This is a genomic window from Cupriavidus respiraculi, from assembly GCF_914271545.1.
GTDB lineage: Bacteria > Pseudomonadota > Gammaproteobacteria > Burkholderiales > Burkholderiaceae > Cupriavidus > Cupriavidus respiraculi.
Map to the genome: position 1 here is coordinate 292,301 of NZ_CAJZAH010000003.1, position 23,229 is coordinate 315,529.

The window sequence follows — 23,229 nt, forward strand, 5'->3', positions numbered from 1 at the left end:
CGGGTCCGTCAGTGCCGGTCGACCCATCGCAGCGCGATCAGGCCGAACAGCAGGTAGATCGTCCCGGGCAGCAGCGCCGACACGATCGGCGGCCACGTATGCAGCAGGCCCACGTGCGAGAACAGCGTGTTGGACAGGTGGAAGGACAGCCCCAGCATGATGCCGCCGAATACCTTGACGCCGACCGCGCCAGCGCGGGCGTGCAGATACGCGAACGGCAGCGCCAGCGCGACCATCACGAACAAGGTAAGCGGATAGACGACCTTCTTCCAGAACGCGATCTCGTAGCGCTGCGTGTCCTGCTTGTTGTCGCGCAGGTGGCGGATATAGCGGAACAGGTCCAGCGTCGACATGCGCTCCGGCGTGACCAGCAGCACGGAGAGGATCTGCGGCGTCAGTTCCGAGTGCATCGTCATGCCGGGGAAGCTCTTGCGCTCGGCGCGGAAGGCCGGCGCCAGGCCGTCGCGCTGCTCGCCGGCCGTCTTGGGCAATTCCACGAAGCGGGTCTCGGTGACCTTGTCCAGTTGCCATTCCTGGTTCCCGCGGTACCGGCCCTGCTCGGCGACGCGGATCACGCTCAGGCGGTATTCGTGGTCGAACTCGTAGACGGTCAGGCCGTTGATGGTCTGGTCCGGCAGCAGGCCCGCCACGTTGACGAAGCGGGTCACCTCGGTGCCGCGCTGCGGATCGCGGTCGCGGTCCTTGACCCAGACGCCGGACTTGAAACCGGCCGACACCGTGGCCCCGAGCGACTCCAGCTTGACCTTCTGCGCATACTGCTCGGTGCGCGGGCCGATGAACTCGCCGAACAGGAAGGTGGCGATGGCCAGCGGCAGCGCCAGCTTGAACAGCGAGAACAGCGCCTGCCGCGTGTTCAGGCCCGCCACCCGGAAGATGGTGAATTCCGACTGGCTGGCCAGCTGCGAGAACACGTAGATGGCACTGATGAGCACCGCGATCGGCAGCACCTCGTAGATGCGGGTCGGCGCCTGCAGCATGACGTGCAGGAAGGCGACGAACGACGTGTAGCCGCCCGAGACGTTCTCCAGCTCGTTGAGCATGTCGAAGAACACGAACAGCGCCAGCACCGCGAACAGGATGAAGACGAAAACCCCGTAGATCAGCCGCGCGAAGTAACGCTCGTAGACGCGCAGGATCCTCATGCCCGGGCCTCCGCGGCGGTGCGGCGCCGGCGCAGGCCGAACACCGCGCGCCATCCGCCGAGCCCGAACTTCTGGCGGTAGCGGAACAGCATCACCGCGCTGAGGAAGGCGATCAGGTGGAACGGCCACCAGGCCAGCCAGAAGGGCAGGGAGCCGGAGCGGACCCACGCCTGCGACAGGTTGATCAGGTTGCTGTAGGTCAGGTAGATCAGCACCGCGAACACCAGCGGCGTGTAGCGGCCCAGCCGCGGGTTGACATAGGCGAGCGGGATGGCGATCAGCACGAAGTTGAAGGCGAGGATCGGCAGCGACAGGCGCCAGATCAGCTCGCCGAGATTTTCATTGGTGGGGTTGCGCAGCAGGTCGATGGTGTCGCGGCTCTTGACCGGCAGGTTGGCCTCGGTTTCGGGCGGCTTGCTGTCGACCTTCACCGCATAGCGGTCGAACTCGACGATGCGGTAGTCCAGCCGGCCCGGCGTGCCCGCGTAGCGGCGGCCGTCCTCCATTACCACCAGGCGGTCGCCGTTGGGCATGGTCTCGAACTGGCCCTGATGGGCCAGCGCCACGCCGATCTTGCCGGCCTCGGCATTGGCGACGAACACGTTGCGCGCATGGCGCATGTCGCCGTCGATGCTTTCGATGAACAGCACGTAGTTGCCGTTGGACGGCTCGATGAAGCGCCCCGCGGCGATCATCGACAGCACGCCGCGCTGCTGGAAGCGGTCGCGGAACAGCGCGCTCTGCTGGTTGGCCCAGGGCCAGGCGAAGGCGCCCAGCAGCAGGGCCAGCACGATGAACGGCGCGGCGAACTGCAGCACCGGCCGCACGAAGTCGCGCAGCGACAGGCCGGCGGAAAACCACACCACCATTTCCGAGTCCTTGTACCAGCGGGTCAGGACGATCAGCGTGGAGATGAACAGCGTCGCGCACAGAAGGATCGACAGATACCCGAGCGCGGCGAGGCCGATCAGCATCAGGACGTCGTTGGGGCTGGCGCGGCCGGTGGCCGCCATGCCCAGAATGCGGATCACGAGCGAGGTCAGCATGAAAGTCAGCATGACCAGGAACACCGCGCCGGCGGTGTAGGCGAGCTCGCGACGCAAGGCTTGTTGAAAGATCATGCGATGTCGTATCCGGGCTGTCTGCCGGCGAGGGCGGGGCGGGCGCCGGTGAGTGACTGCTGACGGTGGCTGGCGAGCGTCAGCATCGCGGACCAGCGGCGGCCGGGCGCTGCCGAAGTGAAGCCAAAAGTTCGCGAATCAAAATCGCGGATAATGGGGGCTTTCGTTGTGAACAAGCCCCGAAGGAAGCGCGATGGAATTTAGCACAAAAGCCCTTGATTTGAGCAAAGCCGGCCAAAATGGTTTCCTGGCGACCAAGACGGACTGCCTGGTGGTGGGACTGTTCGAGGGCCAGAGTCTGGCCGGTGTCGCCAAGGCGCTGGACGCCGCGACCAAGGGCTTGGTGGCGAGGCTGATCAAGCTCGGCGACTTCGAAGGCAAGCGCGGCACCCACCTGATGCTGCACGAGGTCGCCGGCGTGGGCGCCGCCCGCGTGTTGCTGGTCGGCCTGGGCAAGGAAGCGGAGTTCGGCGACAAGGCGTTCGCCGAGAGCGTGCGTACCGCCCTGCGCGGCCTGGCCGTGACCCGCGCCGCGAGCGTGCTGTGGTGCCTGGCCCCGGCCTCGCAGCCCGGCGCGGCCGCCGGCGACGCCGCCCGCCTGGTCACCACCATCACGCTGATCCGCGAGGCCGGCTACCGCCTGCTCGAGCGCCATCCGGAGCTCAAGCGCAACGGCAACGGCAACGGCAAGGGCAACGACAAGCCGCTGGGCCTGCGCAAGGTCGTACTGGCCGTGGATACGGCCGAGGCCAAGGCCGCCGCGCAGGCGGTGGTGCGCGGCGTGGCCATCGCCAACGGCATGGAGCTGGCCAAGGACCTGGGCAACCTGCCTTCCAATATCTGCACGCCGACTTACCTTGCCGATACCGCGCGCGATATCGCCAAGCGCCACAAGCTCAAGATCGAGGTGCTGGGCCGCAAGCAGATCGAGGCGCTGAAGATGGGCGCGTTCCTCGCCGTGACCAAGGGCGCGGTCGAGCCGCCGCAGTTCATCGTGCTGCGCTATGACGGCGCCGGCGCCAAGCAGGCCCCGGTGGTGCTGGTCGGCAAGGGCATCACCTTCGATACCGGCGGCATCTCGCTCAAGCCGGGCGAGGGCATGGACGAGATGAAATACGACATGTGCGGCGCTGCCTCGGTACTTGGCACGCTGCAGGCCGTGGCCGAGATGGGCCTGAAGCAGAACGTCATTGCCGTGGTCCCCACCTGCGAGAACATGCCCAGCGGCACGGCCACCAAGCCGGGCGACGTGGTGACCAGCATGTCGGGCCAGACCATCGAGATCCTGAACACCGACGCGGAAGGGCGCCTGATCCTGTGCGATGCGCTGACCTATGTCGAGCGCTTCAAGCCGGCTGCGGTGATCGACGTGGCCACGCTGACGGGCGCCTGCATCATCGCGCTCGGCCATGTGAACAGCGGCCTCTACGCCCGCAGCGACGCGCTGGCCGACCAGCTGCTGGCCGCGGGCCGCAAGGCGATGGACACCGCCTGGCGCCTGCCGCTGGACGACGAATACCAGGACCAGCTGAAGTCGAACTTCGCCGATATGGCCAATATCGGCGGCCGTCCGGCCGGCAGCGTGACCGCGGCCTGCTTCCTGGCGCGCTACACCGCCAGCTACGACTGGGCCCACCTGGATATCGCGGGCACGGCGTGGAAGAGCGGCGCGGCCAAGGGCGCCACCGGCCGTCCGGTGCCGCTCCTGACCCAGTTCCTGATGGATCGCGCCGCCTGAGGCGGAGGCTGCCATGACGCGCATCGACTTCCATAGCAATGTCCCCGACAAGCTGGCCTATGTCTGCCGCCTGGTGCGCAAGGCCTACGGCGCGGGGCAGAAGATGGTGGTGCACGGCGAGGCGGCGCAGCTTGCCGAGCTCGATGCGCGGCTATGGACGTTCTCGCCGCTGGACTTCCTGCCGCACTGCGCCGCCGGCAGCGCCAATGCGGCCGTCACGCCGATCGTGCTGGCGGAAACGCTGGACGAGGTGCCCCACCACGCGCTGCTGATCAATCTGCGCCGGCAGCCGCCCGTGCAGTTCGCCAGCTTCGAGCGGATGATCGAGGTGGTGGGCGCCGACCCGGACGACCGTGCGGCAGGGCGCGAGCGCTACAAGATGTACCGCGAGCGCGGCTATCCGCTGGCGCATCACGATATCGCGCAGCCCGCGGGGCAGGGAGGCGCGGCATGACCGAACGCACCACGTCGCGGGTGATTCCACGTCCCGATGCCAACGACAGCATTCCGGTGCTGACCGAGGTGTTCGAATTGCCGGGCGGGCCGGCCGACGCCCAGCCGGCGCCGGCGCACGACGGGTCCGGGCCGCTGCCGGCCTACGCCGACGAGCGGACAGCTGCCGTGCCGGAGGACGACGCCGGGCAGTTGCAGGCGCAAGGCGAGCCTGCCGGGCAGGCTGATCCGCTGGCAGCTGCGACCGAGGAAGATCTGCGCGCCGTCCGCTCCGAACTGCTGGCCCGCGTGATGATGCGCTTTCGCACCGAATGGCCGCCGCTGGTGCAGGCGCAGACCGAAGCGGCGCTGCAGGAGCGGCTCGCGCCCCTGGCCACGCAGATCGCCAATGAACTGAGCCGGGCGCTGGAGGCGCGGCTGGTGGAGTGGCTGGATGCGACGCTGGAAGAGATAGAGCGGGACCCGGGCCAAAGCTGATCGTGGCCCGCGGTGCCAGACATTTCGCCTGACCAGAAAAAAGGCCCGCGGTTGCGGGCCTTGTCATGTCAGCGCAGACCGCGCGAACCGAACCTCAATCCGTCACCGCCCCCTTGCTCGCCGTCGACGCCAGCTTCGAGAACTTCGCCAGCACCCCACGCGTATAGCGCGGTGCCGGCGCCTTCCATGCCGCGCGGCGCTTGGCCAGTTCCTCGTCGCTGACGTTCAGCTGCAGCACCAGCTTGTGCGCATCGATGGTGATCGAGTCGCCTTCCTGCACCAGCGCGATGGTGCCGCCCACAGCCGCTTCGGGCGCGACGTGTCCCACGACCATGCCCCAGGTGCCGCCCGAGAAGCGGCCATCGGTGATGAAGCCGACCGACTCGCCGAGCCCCTTGCCGATGATGGCGGACGTCGGCGCCAGCATTTCCGGCATGCCGGGGCCGCCCTTCGGTCCCAGATAGCGCAGCACCAGCACGTCGCCGGCGTTGATCTTGTCGGCCAGGATCGCGTTCATCGCGCTTTCCTCGTCCTCGAACACGCGGGCCGGTCCGGTGATGACCGGATTCTTCAGGCCGGTAATCTTGGCGACCGCGCCTTCCTCGGCCAGGTTGCCCTTCAGGATGGCCAGATGGCCTTCCTTGTAGAGCGCCTTCTCGATCGGCATGATCACGTCCTGGTCGGCGCGCGGCTGGTCGGGCACGCCTTCGAGTTCCTCGGCCAGCGTGCGGCCGGTGATGGTCAGGCAATCGCCATGCAGCAGGCCCGCGTTCAGCAGGATCTTGAGCACTTGCGGAATGCCGCCGGCGCGGTGCAGGTCGGTGGCCACGTACTGGCCCGACGGCTTGAGGTTGCAGATCACCGGCACCTTGCGGCGGATGCGCTCGAAGTCGTCGATCGTCCATTCCACTTCGGCCGCGTGCGCGATGGCCAGGAAGTGCAGCACCGCGTTGGTCGAGCCGCCGGTGGCCATGATCAGCGACACGGCGTTCTCGATGGACTTGCGCGTGATGATGTCGCGCGGCTTGATGTCGTTCTTGATGGCTTCGACCAGCACGCGCGCCGATTCCGCCGCGCTGTCGACCTTCTCCTGGTCGGGGTTGGCCATGGTCGACGAGTACAGCAGCGACATGCCGAGCGCCTCGAACGACGAGCTCATCGTGTTGGCCGTGTACATGCCGCCGCAGGAACCGGTCGACGGGCAGGCGTTCTTCTCCACGCCCTCGAAGTCCTCCGCGCTCATGCGGCCCGCGGTGAATTCGCCCACGGCCTCGAACGACGAGACGATGGTCAGGTCCTTGCCCTTCCAGTTGCCCGGCTTGATGGTGCCGCCATAGACGTAGATGCCCGGCACGTTGGTGCGGGCCAGCGCGATCATGCCACCCGGCATGTTCTTGTCGCAGCCGCCGATCACCACCACGCCGTCCATCCACTGCCCCTGCGCGGCGGTCTCGATGCAGTCGGCGATGACTTCGCGCGAGATCAGGGAATACTTCATGCCCTCGGTGCCCATCGACATGCCGTCCGAGATCGTCGGCGTGCCGAAGATCTGCGGATTGGCGCCGGACGACTTGATCGCGTCGACGGCGGCGTCGGCCAGGCGCTGCAGGCCGGCGTTGCAGGGCGTGATGGTGGAGTGCCCGTTGGCGATGCCCACCATGGGCTTGTCGAAGTCTTCCTTCTTGTAGCCCAGCGCGTAGTACATCGAGCGGTTGGGCGAGCGCGCCACGCCTTGCGTGATGTGCTGGGAACGTTTGTTGAATGCCATGGGAATCTCCGGGGGGACGGTGGGCCGCGGGCCGGCGCCGGGGAATGCCGGTGCGGTCGCGCGCCACGATATTTGTGGCCGCCAGAATGCCCCTTGCGTTTTGGTGTGTCAAATATATTATTCGTGGCTTATTGAGATGTTTCACGAATAACACCCACTCCAATGGACCTGCGCCAGCTACGCTATTTCGTCACCGTCGCGGAGGAACTGCATTTCGGCCGCGCGGCGCAGCGCCTGGCGATGACGCAGCCGCCGCTGTCGCAGCAGATCCAGGCGCTGGAGGAGGAAATCGGCGTGCGGCTGTTCGCCCGCACGCGCCGTTCGGTCGCGTTGACCCCGGCGGGTCGGCAATGGCTGCCCGAGGTGCGCCGCGTGCTGGCGGATGCGGCCGCCTTGCCGGAACTTGCGCAGCGTTTTGCCCGCGGCGATGCCGGCACGCTGTCGCTGGCCTTCGTCAGCACCGCCGATTACGGCATCCTGCCGGACCTGCTGCGGCGCTTTCGCGCCGACCATCCCGATGTCGAACTGCAACTGCGCGAGGCGACCAGCGACGTCCAGTTCGAGGCGTTGATCGAGGGCACCATCGACGCCGGACTCGTGATCCGGCCACAGCTGCCCACGATGCCGCCTGGGCTGTCCTACCTGCCGCTGGTGCGCGAGCCGCTGGTGCTCGCGGTGCCCGAGGGATGGCGGCCGCCGGGGACCACTGCGCCGCGCGGCAAGGCCCGCGCGAGCGACGCGCAGGCCGGGCCCGTATCGCTGCGGGACGTCGCCGAGGCGCCGCTGATCATCTTCCCGCGTCGAAGCGCGCCGGCGTTTTATGACATCATTACGGGCTACTATGCGCGCGACGGCCTGGTGCCGACCATCGGCCAGGAGGCCATCCAGATGCAGACCATCGTCAGCCTGGTCTCGGCCGGCATGGGCGTGGCGCTGGTGCCCGCGTCGCTGTGCAACCTGCGCCGTACCGGCGTGTCGTACCTGCCGCTGCGCGATGCCGCGCCCGATATCGAAACGGGGCTCGCATGGCGCGAAGGCGGCGCGGATGGTCCCGGCCCGGTGCTGCGCTCGTTCATCGGCATCGCATCGACGCTGGCGGCCGAGCGCGGTGCCGTGCCCACGCCGGGCAGGCGGCGACGCGACGCCACAGGCTGAGCCCCGGCCGAACCACTGGCCGCTTCCATGCACGACGAATCGCGTCGCGTCCCTTCCCAACCCTCATTGCATCGCTGACCCTGGCACAACTATGCTGATTCATCCGAACTTCGACCCGGTCGCCATCCACCTGGGCCCGCTGGCCATCCGCTGGTACGGCCTGATGTACCTGGCCGGCTTCCTGATGTTCCTGGGCTTCGGCCGGCTGCGTATCCGCCAGCCGCAGATGGTCGCGCAGGGCTGGTCGGCGAAGGACCTGGACGATCTGCTGTTCTTCGGCGTGCTGGGCGTGATCCTCGGCGGGCGGCTCGGCTACGTGCTGTTCTACAAGCCGGCGTACTACCTCTCGCACCCGATGGAGATCTTCAAGCTGTGGGAAGGCGGCATGGCGTTCCACGGTGGCTTTCTCGGCGTGGTCATCGCGATGTGGCTGTTCGCGCGGCTGCGCCGCCGGCACTGGATGGAGGTCACCGACTTCATCGCGCCGATGATTCCATGCGGCCTGGCCGCCGGGCGCCTCGGAAACTTCATCAACGGCGAGCTGTGGGGCCGGCCCACCGACGTGCCGTGGGGCATGATCTTTCCGCAGGCCGCCGACAATATTCCGCGCCATCCCTCGCAGCTCTACCAGTTCGCGGGCGAAGGCGTGCTGCTGTTCATCCTGCTGTGGCTGTTCGCACGCAAGCCGCGCCCGATGGGCGCGGTGTCGGGCCTGTTCCTGGTCGGCTATGGCACGTTCCGCTTCCTGGCCGAGTTCGCGCGCGAGCCGGACAACTTCCTCGGCCTGCTGGCGATGAACTTCTCGATGGGCCAGTGGCTGAGCCTGCCGATGATCGCCGCGGGGATCGGCATGATGTGGTGGGCGTACCGGCGCGAGCCGCGCGTCGCGGCGTAAGCGCGGCGCACGCCGATCCTTAGTCCACCTGCGCGCCGGAGCTCTTGACGATCTTCGCCCACTTGTCGATGTCGGCCTTGAGCAGGGCCGCCAATTGCTGCGGCGACCCGCTCATGACCTCCGCGCCCTGAGCGGCCAGCTTGTCGCGCAGCCCCTTGTCGGCCAGCGCGGACTGCATGGTCTGCGACAGTTTCTCGGTGACTTCCTTCGGCGTGCCCTTGACCGCGAACAGCGCGACCCACAGGTCGCCGCTGTAGCCCGGCACCGTCTCCCCGATGGCCGGAATGTCCGGCGCGAAGGGCGAACGCTTCGCGGAACTGACGCCCAGTGCGCGCACCTTGCCGGCCTTGATATGGGCCAGCACCGACGGCAGGCTGGCAAAGGCCATGGGCACCTGGTTGCCCAGCACATCGTTGAGCGCGGGCGCCACCCCCTTGTACGGTACGTGTTCGAGCTGGATGCCCGCCATGCTGTTCAGCATCTCGCCGAGCAGGTGGTTCAGCGTGCCGTTGCCGGCCGACGCGTAGCGGTATTCGCCGGGCTTGGCCTTGGCCATGCCGATCAGTTCGGGCAGGGTCTTGGCCTGGAACGCGGGGTTGACCACCAGCACGTTGGGCACGCTCGCCACCGGCGCGATGGGCTCGAAGTCCTTGACCGGATCGAACGGCACCGAGCGGTACAGCGAGGGATTGATGGCCTGCGAACTGCTGATCGTCATCAGCAGCGTATAGCCGTCGGGCTTTGCCCGCGCGGCGGCCTGTGTGCCGATATTGCCGCCCGCTCCCGGGCGGTTCTCCACCACCACCTGCTGGCCGAGGCGCTGCGACAGGTCCGCGGCCACCAGGCGTGCGACGATATCGTTGGTGCCGCCGGGCGCCTGCGGCACGATCATCTGGATGGGTTTGGACGGCCAGGTGTCCGCGTGGGCGGCGCCGGCCGCGGACAGCAGTGCCAGGGCCGAGGCGATGCCGGCCAGGGCATGACGGGTGCGTTGCATGGTGTCTCCTGATGAGCCAGTGTCGGCCGCCGCGACGCTCGTCGCCCGGAGCGGTCCCCTGGATGGCTGGACTCTACACAAGCACCCGAGCCGGCGGAAATTCAATCGCCGACTATGGGCATAAGCGGCACTTATTCCAGCGCCGCGGGACGCAGCGGGGGCGGCGCCTTGAGCGAACCGCCCTCGGCGATGCGGGCGGCGACGATCTCGCGCAGGATGTCGGCCACCGCCTCGGCGGCCGCGGTGCGTGGCAGCGCGCGCGGCCAGCACAGGGACAGCGTGCGGCGCAGCTCGGGAACGATCAGCCGGCGCGGCATGGCCGTGTCCGGTTCCGCCACCGACGAGGCCGGGAGCACGGTGCAGGCCAGCCCCTCGCGCACCGACGCCAGCAGGAAGGGCAGCGAATCGAGATCGGCCACCACATCGAGCGTAATGCCCGCCTTGGCGAAGCTGCGCTCCACCACCTCCCGCAGCCCCTGCGAGCCGCTGGGCAGCACCAGCGGTACGCCGTCGAGGGCCTTCAGCGCAATGGTCGGCTCGCCTTCGGACTTCGCCGCGCGCCGGCGGGAGGCGCCGGTTGCCGCGCCCGGCGGGTTGCCGATCAGGTACAGCGATTCGCTGGCCAGCGGCTCGGGCTCCACCGCGCGCGACGGCGTGTCGCGAAAGAGAATGGCGAAGTCGAGCCGGTTGTTGTTCAGCAGCTCGGAGATATAGCCGCTCATGCTTTCGAACAGTTGCAGCCGCACGCGCGGATAGCGCTCACGCACCGCGCGGATCAGCGCCATGCCGAAGGCGGCGGCGGCCGTGGTCGGCAGGCCGATCGCCACCGCGCCGGAGACATCGGCGCCGGCCACGCGCACGTCGGCGCCGGCGATTTCCACCTGCTTGAGGATGGTGCGGGCATGGCGGTACAGCGTCTTGCCGGCCTCCGTGGGCTTGACCCCCTTGGCGCCGCGATGCACCAGCGGCACGCCAAGTTCCGCTTCCAGCGCCGCCAGCTGCTGGCTTAGCGCGGGTTGGGCGACGCAGACCACTTCGGCGGCCCGTGTCAGGCTGCCATGATCGACGATCGCGACGAAGTAGCGCATGGCGCGCAGGTCCATATCGGTGTCCTTGCAGGAGCGGTCGGATCGGCGCGGTCGCGGGAGGCAGCGAGCGCGTGATCCGCTAAGGTATGCATTCTACTTATGGGCGGCTACCCATCGCCTATTTCACATCGCCGTGGCGGGCGAGTAGATTGACCGTGTCGCCATCCTTCGCCAATCCTTCGCCATGTCCCTTCCATTGCAAGGCATCACCGTCGTCTCCCTCGAACAGGCCATCGCCGCGCCGTTCTGTACCCGCCAGCTCGCCGATCTGGGCGCGCGGGTGATCAAGATCGAGCGCCCGGGCGTGGGCGACTTCGCCCGTGCCTACGACAGCCGCGTGAACGGCCTGTCGTCGCACTTCGTCTGGACCAACCGCTCGAAGGAAAGCCTCACGCTGGACGTCAAGGAGCCCGGCGCGAAGCCGGTGATGGAAGCGCTGCTCGCGCGCGCCGACGTCCTGGTGCAGAACCTCGCGCCGGGGGCCGCGGCTCGGCTGGGGCTGGACTACGCCAGCCTGTCGGAGCGCTATCCGCGCCTGATCGTCTGCGATATCTCCGGCTACGGCGACGACGGCCCCTATCGCGACAAGAAGGCCTATGACCTGCTGGTGCAGAGCGAGTCGGGCTTCGTGTCGGTGACGGGCACGGCGGAGGAGGGCGCCAAGGCGGGCGCCTCGGTCGCCGATATCGCCGCCGGCATGTACGCCTACAGCAATATCCTCGCCGCGCTGATCGAGCGCGGCCAGACGGGCCGGGGCAAGCAGATCGACATCTCGATGCTCGAATCGATGGTCGAGTGGATGAGTTTCCCGATGTACTACGCCTACCAGGGCGCCGAGCCGCCGCCGCGCGCCGGCGCGGCCCACGCCACGATCTACCCCTACGGCCCGTTCCCCACCGGCGACGGCAAGACCGTGATGCTGGGCTTGCAGAACGAGCGCGAGTGGAATGTGTTCTGCCAGACCGTGCTCGAAGACCCGGCGCTGGCCACCCATCCGGACTACGCCAGCAACAGCCTGCGCAACACCAACCGCGACAGCCTGCGTGCGCGCATCGTCGAGGCGTTTGCCCGCTTCAGCGCGGAAGACGTCATCGCGCGGCTGGATGCGGCCCGCATCGCCAATGCCCGCGTCAATACCATGGCGGACGTGTGGGCCCACCCGCAGCTCGCGGCGCGCTCGCGCTGGCGCCACGTCGGCACGCCCGCCGGCACCATTCCGGCGCTGCTGCCGCCGGGGATGAAGGACGCGCGCATGGATCCGGTGCCCGCGGTCGGCGAGCACACGGAGGCCATTCTGGCGGAGCTGGGCTGTACATCCGGCCAGGTGCGGGCGCTGCGCGACGCCGGCGCGATCTGAGATCCGAGGAGACGGCCATGGATGCCATGCAACGCCTGCCCCGCAGCTATCTGTTCGTGCCGGCGAACCGGCCGGAACGCGTCGGCAAGGCCATCGACAGCGGCGCGGAGGCCGTGATCGTCGATTTCGAGGACGCCGTCGCCCCGGACGACAAGGCGGGCGCACGCCAGGCGCTCGCCGCGCCGTGGGCGGACCTTTGCACTCGGGCCTCGCAGGCAGGGGTGGAGTTGCTGGTGCGCATCAATGCGGCCGACGCCTCGTACCACGAGGGCGACCTGCAATGGTGCGCGTCGCAGGGCGTCCACAGCCTGGTGCTGCCCAAGGCCGAGGCGGCTGGCGTGCGTGCGCTGCACCAGCGCCTGCCCGCGGCCCGCGTGCATCCGCTGCTGGAGACCGCCGCCGGCTTTGCCACGCTGCGCGAGCTGGCCGCCGCGCCCGGTGTAGCCAGACTGCTGTTCGGCAGCATCGACCTGATGTTCGACCTCGACGTGGCCGACGAAGGCGAGCCGCTGCACTATTTCCGCAGCCGGCTGGTGCTGCATTCGCGGGCGGCCGGCCTGCCCGCGCCGGTGGACGGCGTCTGTACCGCGCTGGGCGACGCCGCCGCGCTGGAGGCCGAAACCCGGCGCGCGCGCGGGTTCGGCTTCGGCGCCAAGCTGCTGATCCATCCCGCCCAGGTGGCGGGCGTGCATACGGCCCTGTCGCCCAGCGGCGAGGAGCAGGCGTGGGCACGGCGCATCGTCGACGCCGCGGCGCAGGCGAAGGGCGCGGCGGTCGCGGTCGACGGCAAGATGGTCGACCGCCCGGTGCTGGAACGCGCCCGCCGCATCCTGCTGCAGGCCTCGTAGGACGCTTTCCGGGGCGCGGCGCGCCGGCTGTGTGCGCCATGCCGCCCTGCAGCATCAAAAGTCCTTGCCAACGTTCGCGTTATTCATAATTATGAATTACCGCGCCACGCCGCCGGCAGGACTGTCTGGCCGGACGTGCCGACGCGGTCGCATCCTTTCCCGGAGGCACCATGCGAATCGTCCAGCAAGCGCTGTATCTCGAAGTCGCCGACCGGCTGCGCGCCATGATCGACGAGCACACCCTCGTGCCCGGCGCCTGGATCGACGAAGTTGCCCTGGCCGATAGCCTCGGCATCTCCCGCACCCCGCTGCGCGAAGCGTTGAAAGTCCTGGCCGCCGAAGGCCTGGTGCGGCTCGAACCGCGCCGCGGCTGCTTCGTCAACGAGCTGTCCGAAGAGGATCTCGACGACATCTTTCCGCTGATGGCGCTGCTCGAAGGCCGCTGCGCCTACGAGGCCGCGCGCAACGCGACCGAGCAGGACCTCGACATGCTCGACGGCCTGCACCGCCAGCTGGCGGACTACGCCCGCGCCGGCGATATCGACGCCTACTACGAAACCAACTACCAGATCCACGAGGCCATCCAGCGCCTGGCCGGCAATCGCTGGCTGTCGGGCCTGATCGGCGACCTGCGCAAGGTGCTGCGGCTGTCGCGCCACAAGAGCCTGCAGCTGCCCGGGCGCATCGCGGAATCGTGCGCCGAACACCTGTCGGTATTCGCCGCGCTGAAGGCGCACGATCCGGAGGGCGCCGAGGCGATGATGAAAACGCATCTGCTGCGCCAGCGCGGCGCGCTGAAGGACCTGGACCGTGCCGCGCGGCAACAGGACGCGCCGGATGCGGTCCGGCCCGCGCGCAGGCGCCTGCGGCTGGCGGCGGGCGACGGCGGCACACAGGCCGACGGCGCATGAGCGATGCGCATGACCGTTGGCTGACCGCCGGCATCCGCTGGATGCGGCAATGTTTCGAGCAACCGTGGCAACCCCTTTGGACAGCGTGTCTTCATGATGACCTTTGATACCGGCGAACAAAAAGTGAGTGCACCGCTTGGTGCGAGCGAATCCGCGACGGGGCCGGCCAACGCGACGTTTCTGGCCCGCGTCGGCCGCTGGTTCGGCCGCAAGAACGACGCCGACGTGGCCGCAGGCACCCCGGCCGCCAAGGGCGCGGCGCCCGCGGGCAAGGAAGGCGCCTCGCCGCTGCCGGCACGGGTGGCGCGCCGCCATCGCGAGCAGCTGCGCCAGTGCTTCGATGCGCGCCTGACCGACAGCGCCGCCAACGCCGCGGCGCAGGCATGGCGCGCGGAATACGAAGCGGCGGACGAGGCCACGCGCCAGGCGATGCTCGGCGTGCTGGCCGAGGTTGCCAATAGCGGTGGAGAGGACGGCGAGCGGACCGAAGGCGCCGCCGCCGAACACGGCAAGGGCGGCCGGGCCACCGGCCTGTCGCAGGCGCTGTCCAACGCCCGCATCCGCTTCTTCAAGCGCTTCGCGGGACAGCACGCCAAGGGGCCCCACAGCGCCTGCGGCCTGCATTTCCTCATCCATCTGCGCGCCGACATGCAGCGCTGGCACAAGCGCGTGCCGGGGCTGCGCGCGCTCGACGACGACCTCGAGGCGCTGTTCTCCAACTGGTTCGACGTCGGCCTGCTCGAACTGCAGCCGATCACCTGGGATTCGCCCGCCTCGCTGCTGGAAAAGCTGATCCGCTACGAGGCGGTGCACGAGATCGCCTCGTGGGCCGACCTGCGCAACCGGCTCGACTCGGACCGGCGCTGCTACGCGTTCTTCCATCCCCGCATGCCGCGCGAGCCGCTGATCTTCGTCGAGGTGGCGTTCGTGCCCGAGATGGCCGCCAACGTGCATGCGCTGCTGGACGAAGCCGCGCCCGTCGAAGACCTGCGCCGCGTCAAATGGGCGATCTTCTACTCGATCTCCAACACGCAGCCGGGTTTGCGCGGCGTGAGCTTCGGCAACTTCCTGCTCAAGCGCGTCATCGAGGAACTGCAGCGGGAATTCCCCAAGCTCAAGCAGTTCGCCACGCTGTCGCCTATCCCGGGTTTTGCCGACTGGCTGCGCAAGCAGGACAAAGGCACCATCGAGCGCGTCGTGGGCGAGAAGCGCCTGCAGCGCTGGGGCGAACGCGAGGCGGGCGCGCCGGCCACCGCGTCGGAATGGCTGTCCGCGCTGGGTGCGGACGCTGGCGGCGCGGACGAGGCGCTGGTGCGCGACACCGGCCTCGCGCTGGCCGCCCACTTTCTCGTGCGCGAGCGCAGCGGCGCCTTGCCGGCGGATCCGGTGGCGCGCTTCCATCTGGGCAATGGCGCCTGCGTGGAGCGGCTGAACTGGGCCGCGGACCTCTCCACCAAGGGCCGCGCGCAGTCCTGCGGCATGATGGTCAACTATCTTTACGCGCCAGAAGCGCTGGACGACAATCTGGCACGGCTGGGCGAGGGCAATCCGCGCATGAGCCGCGCCGTCGCCAAGCTGCTGTCCTAGCGGGCGGCGGCATCGGGCGGGCGCCCGTCGACGGGAGGGGTGCCCGTGCCGTTGTGTTCGTGGAAGTGGTGTTAGCAGTGCAACGAGGGGAGCGGCGCCATGCCGCAAAGTTGACAAGGCGGGTTCGCGAGGCCTGCCAACAAGGTCCGATGGACCGACAAACAGAAAAAAGGAGACACACCATGCATCGTCACATCCGTTCGGCCGTGCGCGCCTGCGCGCTCGCATCGGGCCTGCTGGCCGGCATCGCCGCCGTGGCCCCTGCCGCGCACGCCGATACCTGGCCGTCCAAGCCCGTTACGGTCATCGTGCCGTTCCCCGCGGGCGGCGGCACCGACGCCTTCGCCCGGCCGCTGACCGCGCAGCTGTCCAAGCAATTGGGCAAGCAGTTCGTCATCGACAACCGCGGCGGCGCCGGCGGCACCGTGGGCGCAAGCCTGGCCGCCAAGGCCGCGCCGGACGGCTACACCATCTTCATCGGCGGCGCCCACCATGTGATCGCGCCCTCGTTCTACAAGAAGCTCGACTACGACATCGAGAAGGACTTCGTTCCCATCACCGTGATCGCGCAGCCGCCGCAGGTGGTGGTCGCCAATCCCACCAAGGTGCAGGCCAACACGCTGCAGGAACTGATCGCCTTCGCCAAGAAGAATCCCGGCAAGCTGAACTACGGATCGGCCGGCAACGGCTCCTCGCACCATCTGGCGGGCGAACTGTTCAAGATCCAGACCAAGACGTTCATCACGCATATCCCGTACAAGGGCGCCGGTCCCGCGCTGTCGGACCTGATCGCCGGCCAGGTCGACCTGGTCTTCGACGGGCTGGGCTCGTCGGCGCAGCACATCCGCTCGGGCCGCATCAAGGCGCTGGCGGTGGCCTCGAACAAGCGCTCGCCCGCGTTCCCCAACGTGCCGACGGCGGCCGAAGCGGGCGTTCCGGGCTATGAGGTGTCGACGTGGTACGCGATGTGGGTGCCCAAGGGCACGCCCAAGGAAATCAGCGACAAGCTCTACGCCGAAGTCGACAAGGCGCTGAACTCGCCCGAGATGAAGCAGATCTGGCTGACCAACGGTTCGGAGACCCCGCGCTTCACGCCCGACCAGTTCGCGCAGTTCCAGCGCGCCGAACTCAAGCGCTGGGCACAGGTGGTGCAGGACTCCGGCGCGAAGATGGACTGATGCCCATGCGCGCTTCCTTCGCTTCCCGCGCATCGTCGTCCCGCTTCGCCGGGGCGCGGCCATGAGCGGCACCATCGCGCTGGAGCGCGATGGCGAGATCGCCTGGGTGACGTTGTCCAACCCCGGCAAGCTCAACGCCATCTCTGCGGCGATGTGGCGCGCGCTGGCGCAGACCTTCGCCGGGCTGGCGGCAGACACGTCGCTGCGCGGCGTGGTGTTGCGCGGCGCCGGCGGCAACTTCGCCGCCGGCGCCGACATCGCCGAGTTTCCGCAGGAGCGCGGCGATGCCGCGGCGGTGCGCCGCTATCACGTCGAGACCATCGCACCGGCGCTGGCGGCGGTGGCCGATTGCCCGCACCCGACGGTTGCGATGATCGAGGGCGTCTGCGTCGGTGGCGGGCTGGAGATCGCCAGCCAGTGCGACATGCGCATCGCCGCCGACGACTGCCGCTTCGGCGTGCCGATCAATCGGCTCGGCTTTCCGATGGCGCCGGGCGAGCTGCAGGGTCTGCTCGCGCTCGCCGGGCGCGCGACCACGCTGGAAATCCTGCTCGAAGGCCGCGTGTTCGATGCCGCCGAGGCGCGCGAGAAGGGCCTGCTGACGCGCGTGGTGCCGCCCGCCGCGCTGGCCGGGGAAGTCGGGGCGACCATGCGGCGCATCGCCGCGGGCGCGCCGCTTGCCGCGCGCATCAACAAGGCCACCATCCGCAGGCTGTCGCCCGCCGTGCCGCCGTTGACCGAGGCCGAACTGTCCGCGCACTTCGCCTATGCCGGGAGCGCCGACCATGCCGAGGGCGTCGCCGCGTTCCTGGCGCGCCGCCCACCGAAATTCCGCGGGGAATAGGCGCCGCGCGCCCACGCCCCGCATCCGCTTTCCCTTATCCGCTTTCCCCTTATCCGCTTATTCCTTCCTGATCCGGACCATGAACGCCAATCTGTTCGCCCTGTTCGAAAGCCGCTTCCCCGAAGACCGTGGCAACTGCTGTATCGAGACGCATGACGAGCTGTACTACAGCTGGGACGATCTGGATCGCGCCACCGCCAAGATGGCGAACCTGCTGGCCTCGCTGAAGCTGCCCGAGGGCGCGCGCGTGGCGGTCCAGGTCGAGAAGTCGCCCGAGGCGCTGTTCCTCTATTTGGCCACGCTGCGCGCCGGCTACGTCTACCTGCCGCTGAACACGGCGTACCAGGAAGCCGAGATCGACTACTTCATCGGCAATGCCGAGCCGTCGGTCATCGTGTGCGGCAGCAGGAACGAGCCGTGGGTCGCCAAGGTGGCGGCCCGCCATGGCACCGCCCACGTCTTCACGCTGGACGAGAACCGCACCGGCTCGCTGCTGGAACAGGCCGCGGCGCAGCCCGATACCTTCGCCACGGTGCCGCGCAACGACGACGATCTCGCGGCCATCCTGTACACCTCGGGCACCACCGGCCGCAGCAAGGGCGCGATGCTGACGCACCGCAACCTCGCCTCGAACGCGCTGACACTGCACGAGGCGTGGGGCTGGCGCAGCGACGACGTGCTGCTGCACATGCTGCCGATCTTCCATGTGCACGGCCTGTTCGTGGCCTCCCATGGCGCGCTGCTGGCCGGTGCCAAGATGATCTGGATGCCCAAGCTCGACATGCCGCAGCTGCTGCGCTTCCTGCCGCGCTCCACCGTGATGATGGGCGTGCCCACCTACTACGTGCGCATGCTGCAGGACCCGCGCTTCTATCACGACACCTGCCGCAACATGCGGCTGTTCGTCTCGGGATCGGCGCCGCTGCTGCTGGAGACGTTCGACGCCTTCCGCGAGCGCAGCGGGCACACCATCCTCGAGCGCTACGGCATGAGCGAGACGGTGATGCTGGTATCGAACCCCTACGACACCTCGCAGGGCGAGCGCATCGGCGGCACGGTAGGCCGCCCGTTGCCGGGCGTGTCGGTGCGCGTGGTCGATGGCGACGGCAAGCCGTGCGCGCCGGGCGAGATCGGCAATGTCGAGGTCAAGGGGCCCAATGTGTTCAAGGGCTACTGGCGCATGCCGGAGAAGACGAAGGAAGAGTTCACCGCCGACGGCTGGTTCAAGACGGGCGACGTGGGCCGCTTCGGGGGCGCCATCGTCAGCCAGGCGGGCGAGCGCAAGGTGCCGGACGACTACCTGACCATCGTCGGGCGCAGCAAGGATCTGATCATCTCGGGCGGCTACAACGTCTACCCGAAGGAGATCGAGAGCTTCATCGATGAGATGCCGGGGGTGGTGGAGAGCGCGGTGATCGGTGTGCCGCACCCGGATTTCGGCGAGGCCGTGGTCGCCGTGGTGGTGGGCAAGCCCGATGCATCGCTGGATGAAACGGCGCTGATCGGTACGCTCAAGCACCGCATCGCCAACTTCAAGGTACCCAAGCGCATCCACGTGGTGCCGGAACTGCCGCGCAATGCGATGGGGAAGGTGCAGAAGAACGTGTTGCGCGAGCAGTTCGCCGCGCTCTGAACGACGGGAAACCGTGGCGCCCCGGGCCGCGCGGCCCGGGGCGATCGCCGTCTTACTTGAGCATCTGCACGGAGCCGTTGACCGACACGGTGACCTGCGCCTTGCCGCCTTCGATCGGCACCGGTGCGGCCTCTGCCATCATGGCCTTCGCGGCGTACATGCGCGGCTGCGGCGGTACCGCGCCGACACCGCCGACCTGCACGTTGCGGATGGTATAGCTGCCGTAGCCAAACAGCTTGGTGGTGGTCTGCGCCTTGTCGCGGAAGCTGGCCACGGCCTGCTCGGTCAGCTTGGCCTCGGCGGCCTGGCGGGCCTCGCGCGACAGCGAGAAGCCGATGTTCTGCACCTGCATCTGGTTGGCGAGCTGGCCGGCCAGCTTCGAGACCGCGGCGAAGTCGCGCGACTCGAGGATGACTTCGGCGCGGCCGCGCCAGGTGCTGATGCGGCCGTTCTTGTCGGTGCTGGGGAAGATCGTGAAGCCGCCGGACTCGGCCTGGATGCCGCTGGTGCGCCTGGCCTGCGCGATGACCTGCTGTGCCTTGGTCGACAGCGACGACGAGATGGCGCCGGGTTCGGCCCCTTCCTGCTCGGCCGCGAGCGTGACACGCACCACGTCGGTCGGCACCTCGGCCATCGCATCCGCGGACAGCGACAGCACACCCGCGGGCGGCTGCCAGCCCTCGTGCATCGGGCCGGGGCCTCCCTGGGCCGAGGCGGCCAATGCGGTGGTGCCGAGCAGCGTCGCGGCAAGCAGTTGTTTCATCGAAAATCTCCCGATCAATGTGATGGCTGTCAGACGCCTTCGCGCCACGAGGGTTCCATCGTGCACGCGCGGGCTTGTATCGGCATGTTAGCGGTCCGCCGGCGCCGCAGGGCCGCTCAGAAGGACTGCCAGGCCTTCCACAGCATGTACGCCGCCAGCGAGAACAGCAGCATGGCGAAGACCCGGCGCAACTGGCCCACGTCCATGCCGTGCGCGGTGCGCGCGCCCAGCGGCGCGGTGAGCACGCTGGCCACGGCGATCACGCCCAGCGCGGGAAGGAAGACATAGCCCAGCGAGAAGGGCGGCAGTCCGCTTTGCTGCAGCCCGCTCCAGACGTAGCCCACGACGCTCGCGAGCGCGATCGGGAAGCCGAGCGCGGCCGAGGTGGCCACCGCGTTGTGGATGGGCACGTTGCACCATGCCATGAACGGCACGGAGATGAAGCCGCCGCCCGCGCCCACGAGGCTGGACAGGAAGCCGATAAACGAGCCCGTGCCGAACATGCCGGCCATGCCGGGCAGCTGCCGACCGGGCTTCGGCTTCTTGTTGCGCATCATCTGCCAGGCCGAGAAGCCGACGAAGATCGCGAACAGCAGCGACAGCCAGCCCGTCTTGAGCGCCGCGAACACCGCGCCGCCGCCGATCAGCCCGCCGAGCAGGATCCCGGGTGCCAACGCCAGCACGATGCGCCAGCGCACCGCGCCGCGCTTGTGATGGGCCCGCACGGAGGACATCGAGGTGAACAGGATGGTGGCCATCGACGTCGCGATCGCCATATGCACGATGGCGTCATGCGGAAAGTCCATCGCCGTGAACAGCAGCGTCAGAAAGGGCACCATCAGCATGCCGCCGCCTACGCCTAGCAGGCCGGCGGCAAAGCCCGTGAAGGCGCCCAGAAGAAGCAATGCGGGAATCAGGTAGAGGCTCATGCGTTGCGGCTTGCGTGTATCGCGTTGTTGTTGGAATGGGGGCGAGGGCGTCAGCCTGCGAGCCGCTCGGTGATGAAGCGCCATTCGGCGGGCGTCACTGGCGTGATCGACAGCCGGTTGCCACGGCGCAGGACCACCATGTCGGCCAGTTCCGCGTGTTCGCGCAGGTCCGCCAGCGAGATCAGCGGCGTCTTGGCGACGAAGCGCACATCGACGAGCACCCAGCGCGGTGCGTCGCGCCTGGAGGCCGCGTCGTGGTAGGGGCTCTTGGGGTCGAACTGGGTGGGATCGGGATAGGGCGCGGAGCAGACCTCGGCAATGCCCGCGATGCCCGGCTGCGGGCACGACGAATGGTAGAAGAGCACCCCGTCGCCGATGCGCATCGCATCGCGCATGAAGTTGCGCGCCTGGTAGTTGCGCACCCCGGTCCAGGGCAGGGTGCCGCGTTCGGCCAGGGTATCGATGCTGGCCTCGTCGGGCTCGGACTTCATCAGCCAGTACTGCCGGCCTTCAGGGGTGGACGAGGTGGACGGGGCGGAGGATCGGCTCATGACGCATGGGGAGGAATGCACAAGGCGAACAAACGACGCGGCGACAAAGAAAAAGGGCGATGGTCGTGAAACCACCGCCCTTTTAGGGGGTCCCCGCCTCGGCCGCTGGATCGGCGTCCTGAACCCAAGTGAGGTTCAGAGTGGCTGCGGAAGCCGCATTTCGGGTACATCACTCACTCAGGGAGCCCGAAGGCTTTGAGTGGCGCGACGCGCTCGCCCACACGGCATAATCCCGCACCATGCTTTGCATATCGGTTCAAGGAGTAATGATCCTGACGAACCAGGCAGGGAAACTGTCAAACGTCTGACGCTCCAGGCATCGCGGATCAGGTCTTTCCGGCCTTGCCGGATAGGTCCACCACGAGGGATGTCAGACGTTTGCCGTTTCGGTAAGGATGGGATGAAACGGCGGCCGGGCGCGATAACCCGACCTGTCAACTGCTTACTTCATGCACCCTGTCAGGGGCGCCGTGCAGTCTGGCTACACTATACACCGCGAGGCTCGGCCAACCAAGCCACCGCGCCGGGCCGTTACATTTTGCATACGGCGGCGGCATGGGCTTCACTTGGGGGCGCGATCCGACATATCAAGACCCGACATATCGGTCTCGCGCGCCCCGCGCGGACACTGTCTTCAGGCCTGCGACTGCGGGGCGCCGGTGCCCACATGGGCATACTGGCGCAGGGCTTCATCGGCACGGTCGTTGAGTTCGCGAATGCGCGCGCGCACCGCGTCGACGGGAATCGCGCCGTCCTCGCGCTGCTTGCGCTTGACCGCCAGCAGCTCGGACGCCAGGCTGATCGCCGCCATCACCGCAACCCGCTCCACGCCCTTGGCGGCGGGGCCGGACTTGTGGCGGGTCATCTGTTCGTCCACCAGCGCCACCGCCTCCAGCAGCGCGGCTTCGTTCTCGGGCGCGATGGCGAAGCGGTAGGCCTGGCCCGAGATATTCACTTCGACTTGCTTGGTGTTGCTCATGCGTGTTCTCCGGGGGCGCGCTGGTCGCCGTTCGCGCGCTCGGCGGCCTCGCCCTCGCCGAGCAGGTCCAGCTGACGGGCGTCGCTGGCGGTGGGCAGCTTGTCCAGGATCGACTGGATGCGCAGCTGCGCCTCTTCGATCTTGATATTGAGCAGCTCGCGGTCCGCGGCCATGGCCTCGCGGTCGCTGCGCAACTGCGCCGCTTCCGCGCGCAGGCGATCGATCTCGTCGCGCAGCCGCTGGTTCTCCGCCGCCAGCGTATCGGCGTGGTGCAGCACGCGTCCGATCTTGGCGGCGAGTTGTTCGAGTTCGGTCAGCATAGAGCCTGTCGATGTTCAGAAGGTGTCAAGTATCGGGATTCTAGCCGAAGCGCTGCGATACCCAAGCGGCAAGGGGGGTCTGACAGCCCATTCCCGCCGAAGTTGCATGGCGTGCGCCACGTTGGCGCGTTGTCCCTCCCGATCGCTGCGCAGTGTCCGTTGACGCACGCGGGCAAACTGCCTACACTCGCGCACGTTTCAGGTGCTCGCCCACCCCGCCTGGGGTGAGCAGTTCAACGGGAAACAGGGAGCCGGAAACCGCCGCGCGCGCGGGGCCGGGCCAACCTGTGCTGCCCCCGCAACGGTAAGCGATTCGCGACGCAATGCGCGCAAGGCCGCCCACAAGCCACTGGACCGCACGGTCCGGGAAGGCGGGCGGCTTCGATCGCCAGCCCGGATACCGGCCTGAACGCGGGCATGCCGCGCCAGCTCACGCTGCCGGCACGCTGCATCGCCAGACGGCCCGCGGGGGAA

The 23,229-nt window shown here is 68.3% G+C and carries 22 protein-coding genes, 1 other RNA gene and 1 riboswitch; of the genes, 12 read left to right on the forward strand and 11 right to left on the reverse strand.

Going from position 1 to position 23,229, the window contains the following annotated elements:
* Positions 1–8: 8 nt before the first annotated feature.
* Positions 9–1,163: an LPS export ABC transporter permease LptG gene (gene lptG, locus LDO27_RS16450; protein ID WP_224042795.1), complete on the reverse strand. Its 1,155-nt coding sequence runs from the start codon at positions 1,161–1,163 to the stop codon at positions 9–11.
* Positions 1,160–2,284 (reverse strand): LPS export ABC transporter permease LptF, encoded by a 1,125-nt coding sequence (gene lptF / locus LDO27_RS16455; RefSeq protein WP_224042796.1) that lies wholly within the window; start codon positions 2,282–2,284, stop codon positions 1,160–1,162. Before lptF ends, lptG begins: the two co-directional genes overlap by 4 nt.
* Before the next feature lie 193 nt (positions 2,285–2,477).
* On the opposite strand from lptF, the gene LDO27_RS16460 reads away from it, so the two are divergent.
* The 3 genes from LDO27_RS16460 to LDO27_RS16470 are packed head-to-tail and all read left to right on the forward strand — an operon-like array spanning position 2,478 to position 4,952.
* Positions 2,478–4,022: a leucyl aminopeptidase gene (locus LDO27_RS16460; RefSeq protein WP_224042798.1), complete on the forward strand. Its 1,545-nt coding sequence runs from the start codon at positions 2,478–2,480 to the stop codon at positions 4,020–4,022.
* Between the two features lie 13 nt (positions 4,023–4,035).
* The gene (locus LDO27_RS16465) at positions 4,036–4,476 is read left to right on the forward strand and encodes a DNA polymerase III subunit chi (RefSeq protein ID WP_222208134.1); all 441 of its coding nucleotides are present in this window, start codon (positions 4,036–4,038) and stop codon (positions 4,474–4,476) included.
* On the forward strand, positions 4,473–4,952 hold the full coding sequence (locus LDO27_RS16470; RefSeq protein WP_224042800.1) for a hypothetical protein: 480 nt from the start codon (positions 4,473–4,475) through the stop codon (positions 4,950–4,952). The genes LDO27_RS16465 and LDO27_RS16470 overlap by 4 nt, the downstream gene beginning before the upstream one ends.
* A gap of 94 nt (positions 4,953–5,046) precedes the next feature.
* Here the strand turns inward: LDO27_RS16470 and ilvD are convergent, their stop codons facing one another.
* Complete coding sequence (gene ilvD / locus LDO27_RS16475; protein ID WP_224042801.1) at positions 5,047–6,720, reverse strand: dihydroxy-acid dehydratase; 1,674 nt, start codon at positions 6,718–6,720, stop codon at positions 5,047–5,049.
* Positions 6,721–6,882: 162 nt separating this feature from the next.
* Here ilvD and LDO27_RS16480 point away from each other — a divergent pair, with 162 nt between their 5' ends.
* Both LDO27_RS16480 and lgt read left to right on the forward strand, forming a co-directional pair.
* Positions 6,883–7,875 carry a LysR family transcriptional regulator gene (locus LDO27_RS16480; protein ID WP_224042803.1) on the forward strand — a complete coding sequence of 331 codons (993 nt, stop codon included), beginning with the start codon at positions 6,883–6,885 and terminating at the stop codon, positions 7,873–7,875.
* 91 nt (positions 7,876–7,966) lie between these two features.
* A complete protein-coding gene (gene lgt, locus LDO27_RS16485) occupies positions 7,967–8,770 on the forward strand; it encodes a prolipoprotein diacylglyceryl transferase (protein ID WP_224042804.1) in 804 nt (267 codons plus the stop codon).
* Between the two features lie 19 nt (positions 8,771–8,789).
* On the opposite strand, the gene LDO27_RS16490 is transcribed toward lgt, so the two are convergent.
* A complete protein-coding gene (locus LDO27_RS16490; RefSeq protein ID WP_222208124.1) occupies positions 8,790–9,767 on the reverse strand; it encodes a tripartite tricarboxylate transporter substrate binding protein in 978 nt (325 codons plus the stop codon).
* A gap of 131 nt (positions 9,768–9,898) precedes the next feature.
* Complete coding sequence (locus LDO27_RS16495) at positions 9,899–10,870, reverse strand: LysR substrate-binding domain-containing protein (RefSeq protein WP_224042807.1); 972 nt, start codon at positions 10,868–10,870, stop codon at positions 9,899–9,901.
* Positions 10,871–11,039: 169 nt separating this feature from the next.
* Here LDO27_RS16495 and LDO27_RS16500 point away from each other — a divergent pair, with 169 nt between their 5' ends.
* The 7 genes from LDO27_RS16500 (at position 11,040) to LDO27_RS16530 (ending at position 19,213) form a co-directional block, all read left to right on the forward strand.
* Positions 11,040–12,212 carry a CaiB/BaiF CoA transferase family protein gene (locus LDO27_RS16500; protein WP_224042808.1) on the forward strand — a complete coding sequence of 391 codons (1,173 nt, stop codon included), beginning with the start codon at positions 11,040–11,042 and terminating at the stop codon, positions 12,210–12,212.
* 17 nt (positions 12,213–12,229) lie between these two features.
* The gene (locus tag LDO27_RS16505; RefSeq protein ID WP_224042810.1) at positions 12,230–13,060 is read left to right on the forward strand and encodes an HpcH/HpaI aldolase/citrate lyase family protein; all 831 of its coding nucleotides are present in this window, start codon (positions 12,230–12,232) and stop codon (positions 13,058–13,060) included.
* Between the two features lie 170 nt (positions 13,061–13,230).
* Positions 13,231–13,971 carry a GntR family transcriptional regulator gene (locus tag LDO27_RS16510; RefSeq protein ID WP_222208118.1) on the forward strand — a complete coding sequence of 247 codons (741 nt, stop codon included), beginning with the start codon at positions 13,231–13,233 and terminating at the stop codon, positions 13,969–13,971.
* A 93-nt stretch (positions 13,972–14,064) separates the two neighbouring features.
* Positions 14,065–15,558, forward strand: a complete 1,494-nt coding sequence (locus tag LDO27_RS16515; RefSeq protein WP_224042811.1) for a malonyl-CoA decarboxylase domain-containing protein — start codon at positions 14,065–14,067, stop codon at positions 15,556–15,558.
* Positions 15,559–15,740: 182 nt separating this feature from the next.
* The gene (locus LDO27_RS16520; protein ID WP_224042812.1) at positions 15,741–16,736 is read left to right on the forward strand and encodes a Bug family tripartite tricarboxylate transporter substrate binding protein; all 996 of its coding nucleotides are present in this window, start codon (positions 15,741–15,743) and stop codon (positions 16,734–16,736) included.
* A 61-nt stretch (positions 16,737–16,797) separates the two neighbouring features.
* Complete coding sequence (locus LDO27_RS16525) at positions 16,798–17,580, forward strand: enoyl-CoA hydratase/isomerase family protein (RefSeq protein ID WP_222208112.1); 783 nt, start codon at positions 16,798–16,800, stop codon at positions 17,578–17,580.
* Positions 17,581–17,659: 79 nt separating this feature from the next.
* Positions 17,660–19,213 (forward strand): malonate--CoA ligase, encoded by a 1,554-nt coding sequence (locus tag LDO27_RS16530; RefSeq protein ID WP_224042814.1) that lies wholly within the window; start codon positions 17,660–17,662, stop codon positions 19,211–19,213.
* A 52-nt stretch (positions 19,214–19,265) separates the two neighbouring features.
* Here LDO27_RS16530 and LDO27_RS16535 read toward each other — a convergent pair whose 3' ends face one another.
* From LDO27_RS16535 to LDO27_RS16555, 6 genes are all read right to left on the reverse strand, one after another.
* Positions 19,266–19,976 carry an SIMPL domain-containing protein gene (locus tag LDO27_RS16535; protein WP_222208108.1) on the reverse strand — a complete coding sequence of 237 codons (711 nt, stop codon included), beginning with the start codon at positions 19,974–19,976 and terminating at the stop codon, positions 19,266–19,268.
* A 116-nt stretch (positions 19,977–20,092) separates the two neighbouring features.
* Positions 20,093–20,905 carry a sulfite exporter TauE/SafE family protein gene (locus tag LDO27_RS16540; RefSeq protein WP_222208106.1) on the reverse strand — a complete coding sequence of 271 codons (813 nt, stop codon included), beginning with the start codon at positions 20,903–20,905 and terminating at the stop codon, positions 20,093–20,095.
* 50 nt (positions 20,906–20,955) lie between these two features.
* Positions 20,956–21,456, reverse strand: coding sequence for an EVE domain-containing protein (locus LDO27_RS16545; protein WP_224042816.1), 501 nt, complete (start codon positions 21,454–21,456; stop codon positions 20,956–20,958).
* Between the two features lie 86 nt (positions 21,457–21,542).
* A non-coding RNA gene (gene ssrS / locus LDO27_RS25705) (6S RNA) lies at positions 21,543–21,750 on the reverse strand.
* Between the two features lie 340 nt (positions 21,751–22,090).
* On the reverse strand, positions 22,091–22,435 hold the full coding sequence (locus LDO27_RS16550; protein WP_222208104.1) for a cell division protein ZapA: 345 nt from the start codon (positions 22,433–22,435) through the stop codon (positions 22,091–22,093).
* Entirely contained in the window at positions 22,432–22,755 is a 324-nt protein-coding gene (locus LDO27_RS16555; RefSeq protein ID WP_224042817.1) for a hypothetical protein, read from the reverse strand. Before LDO27_RS16555 ends, LDO27_RS16550 begins: the two co-directional genes overlap by 4 nt.
* Positions 22,756–22,938: 183 nt before the next feature.
* Positions 22,939–23,178: riboswitch (cobalamin riboswitch) on the forward strand.
* The last annotated feature ends 51 nt before the right edge of the window (positions 23,179–23,229 follow it).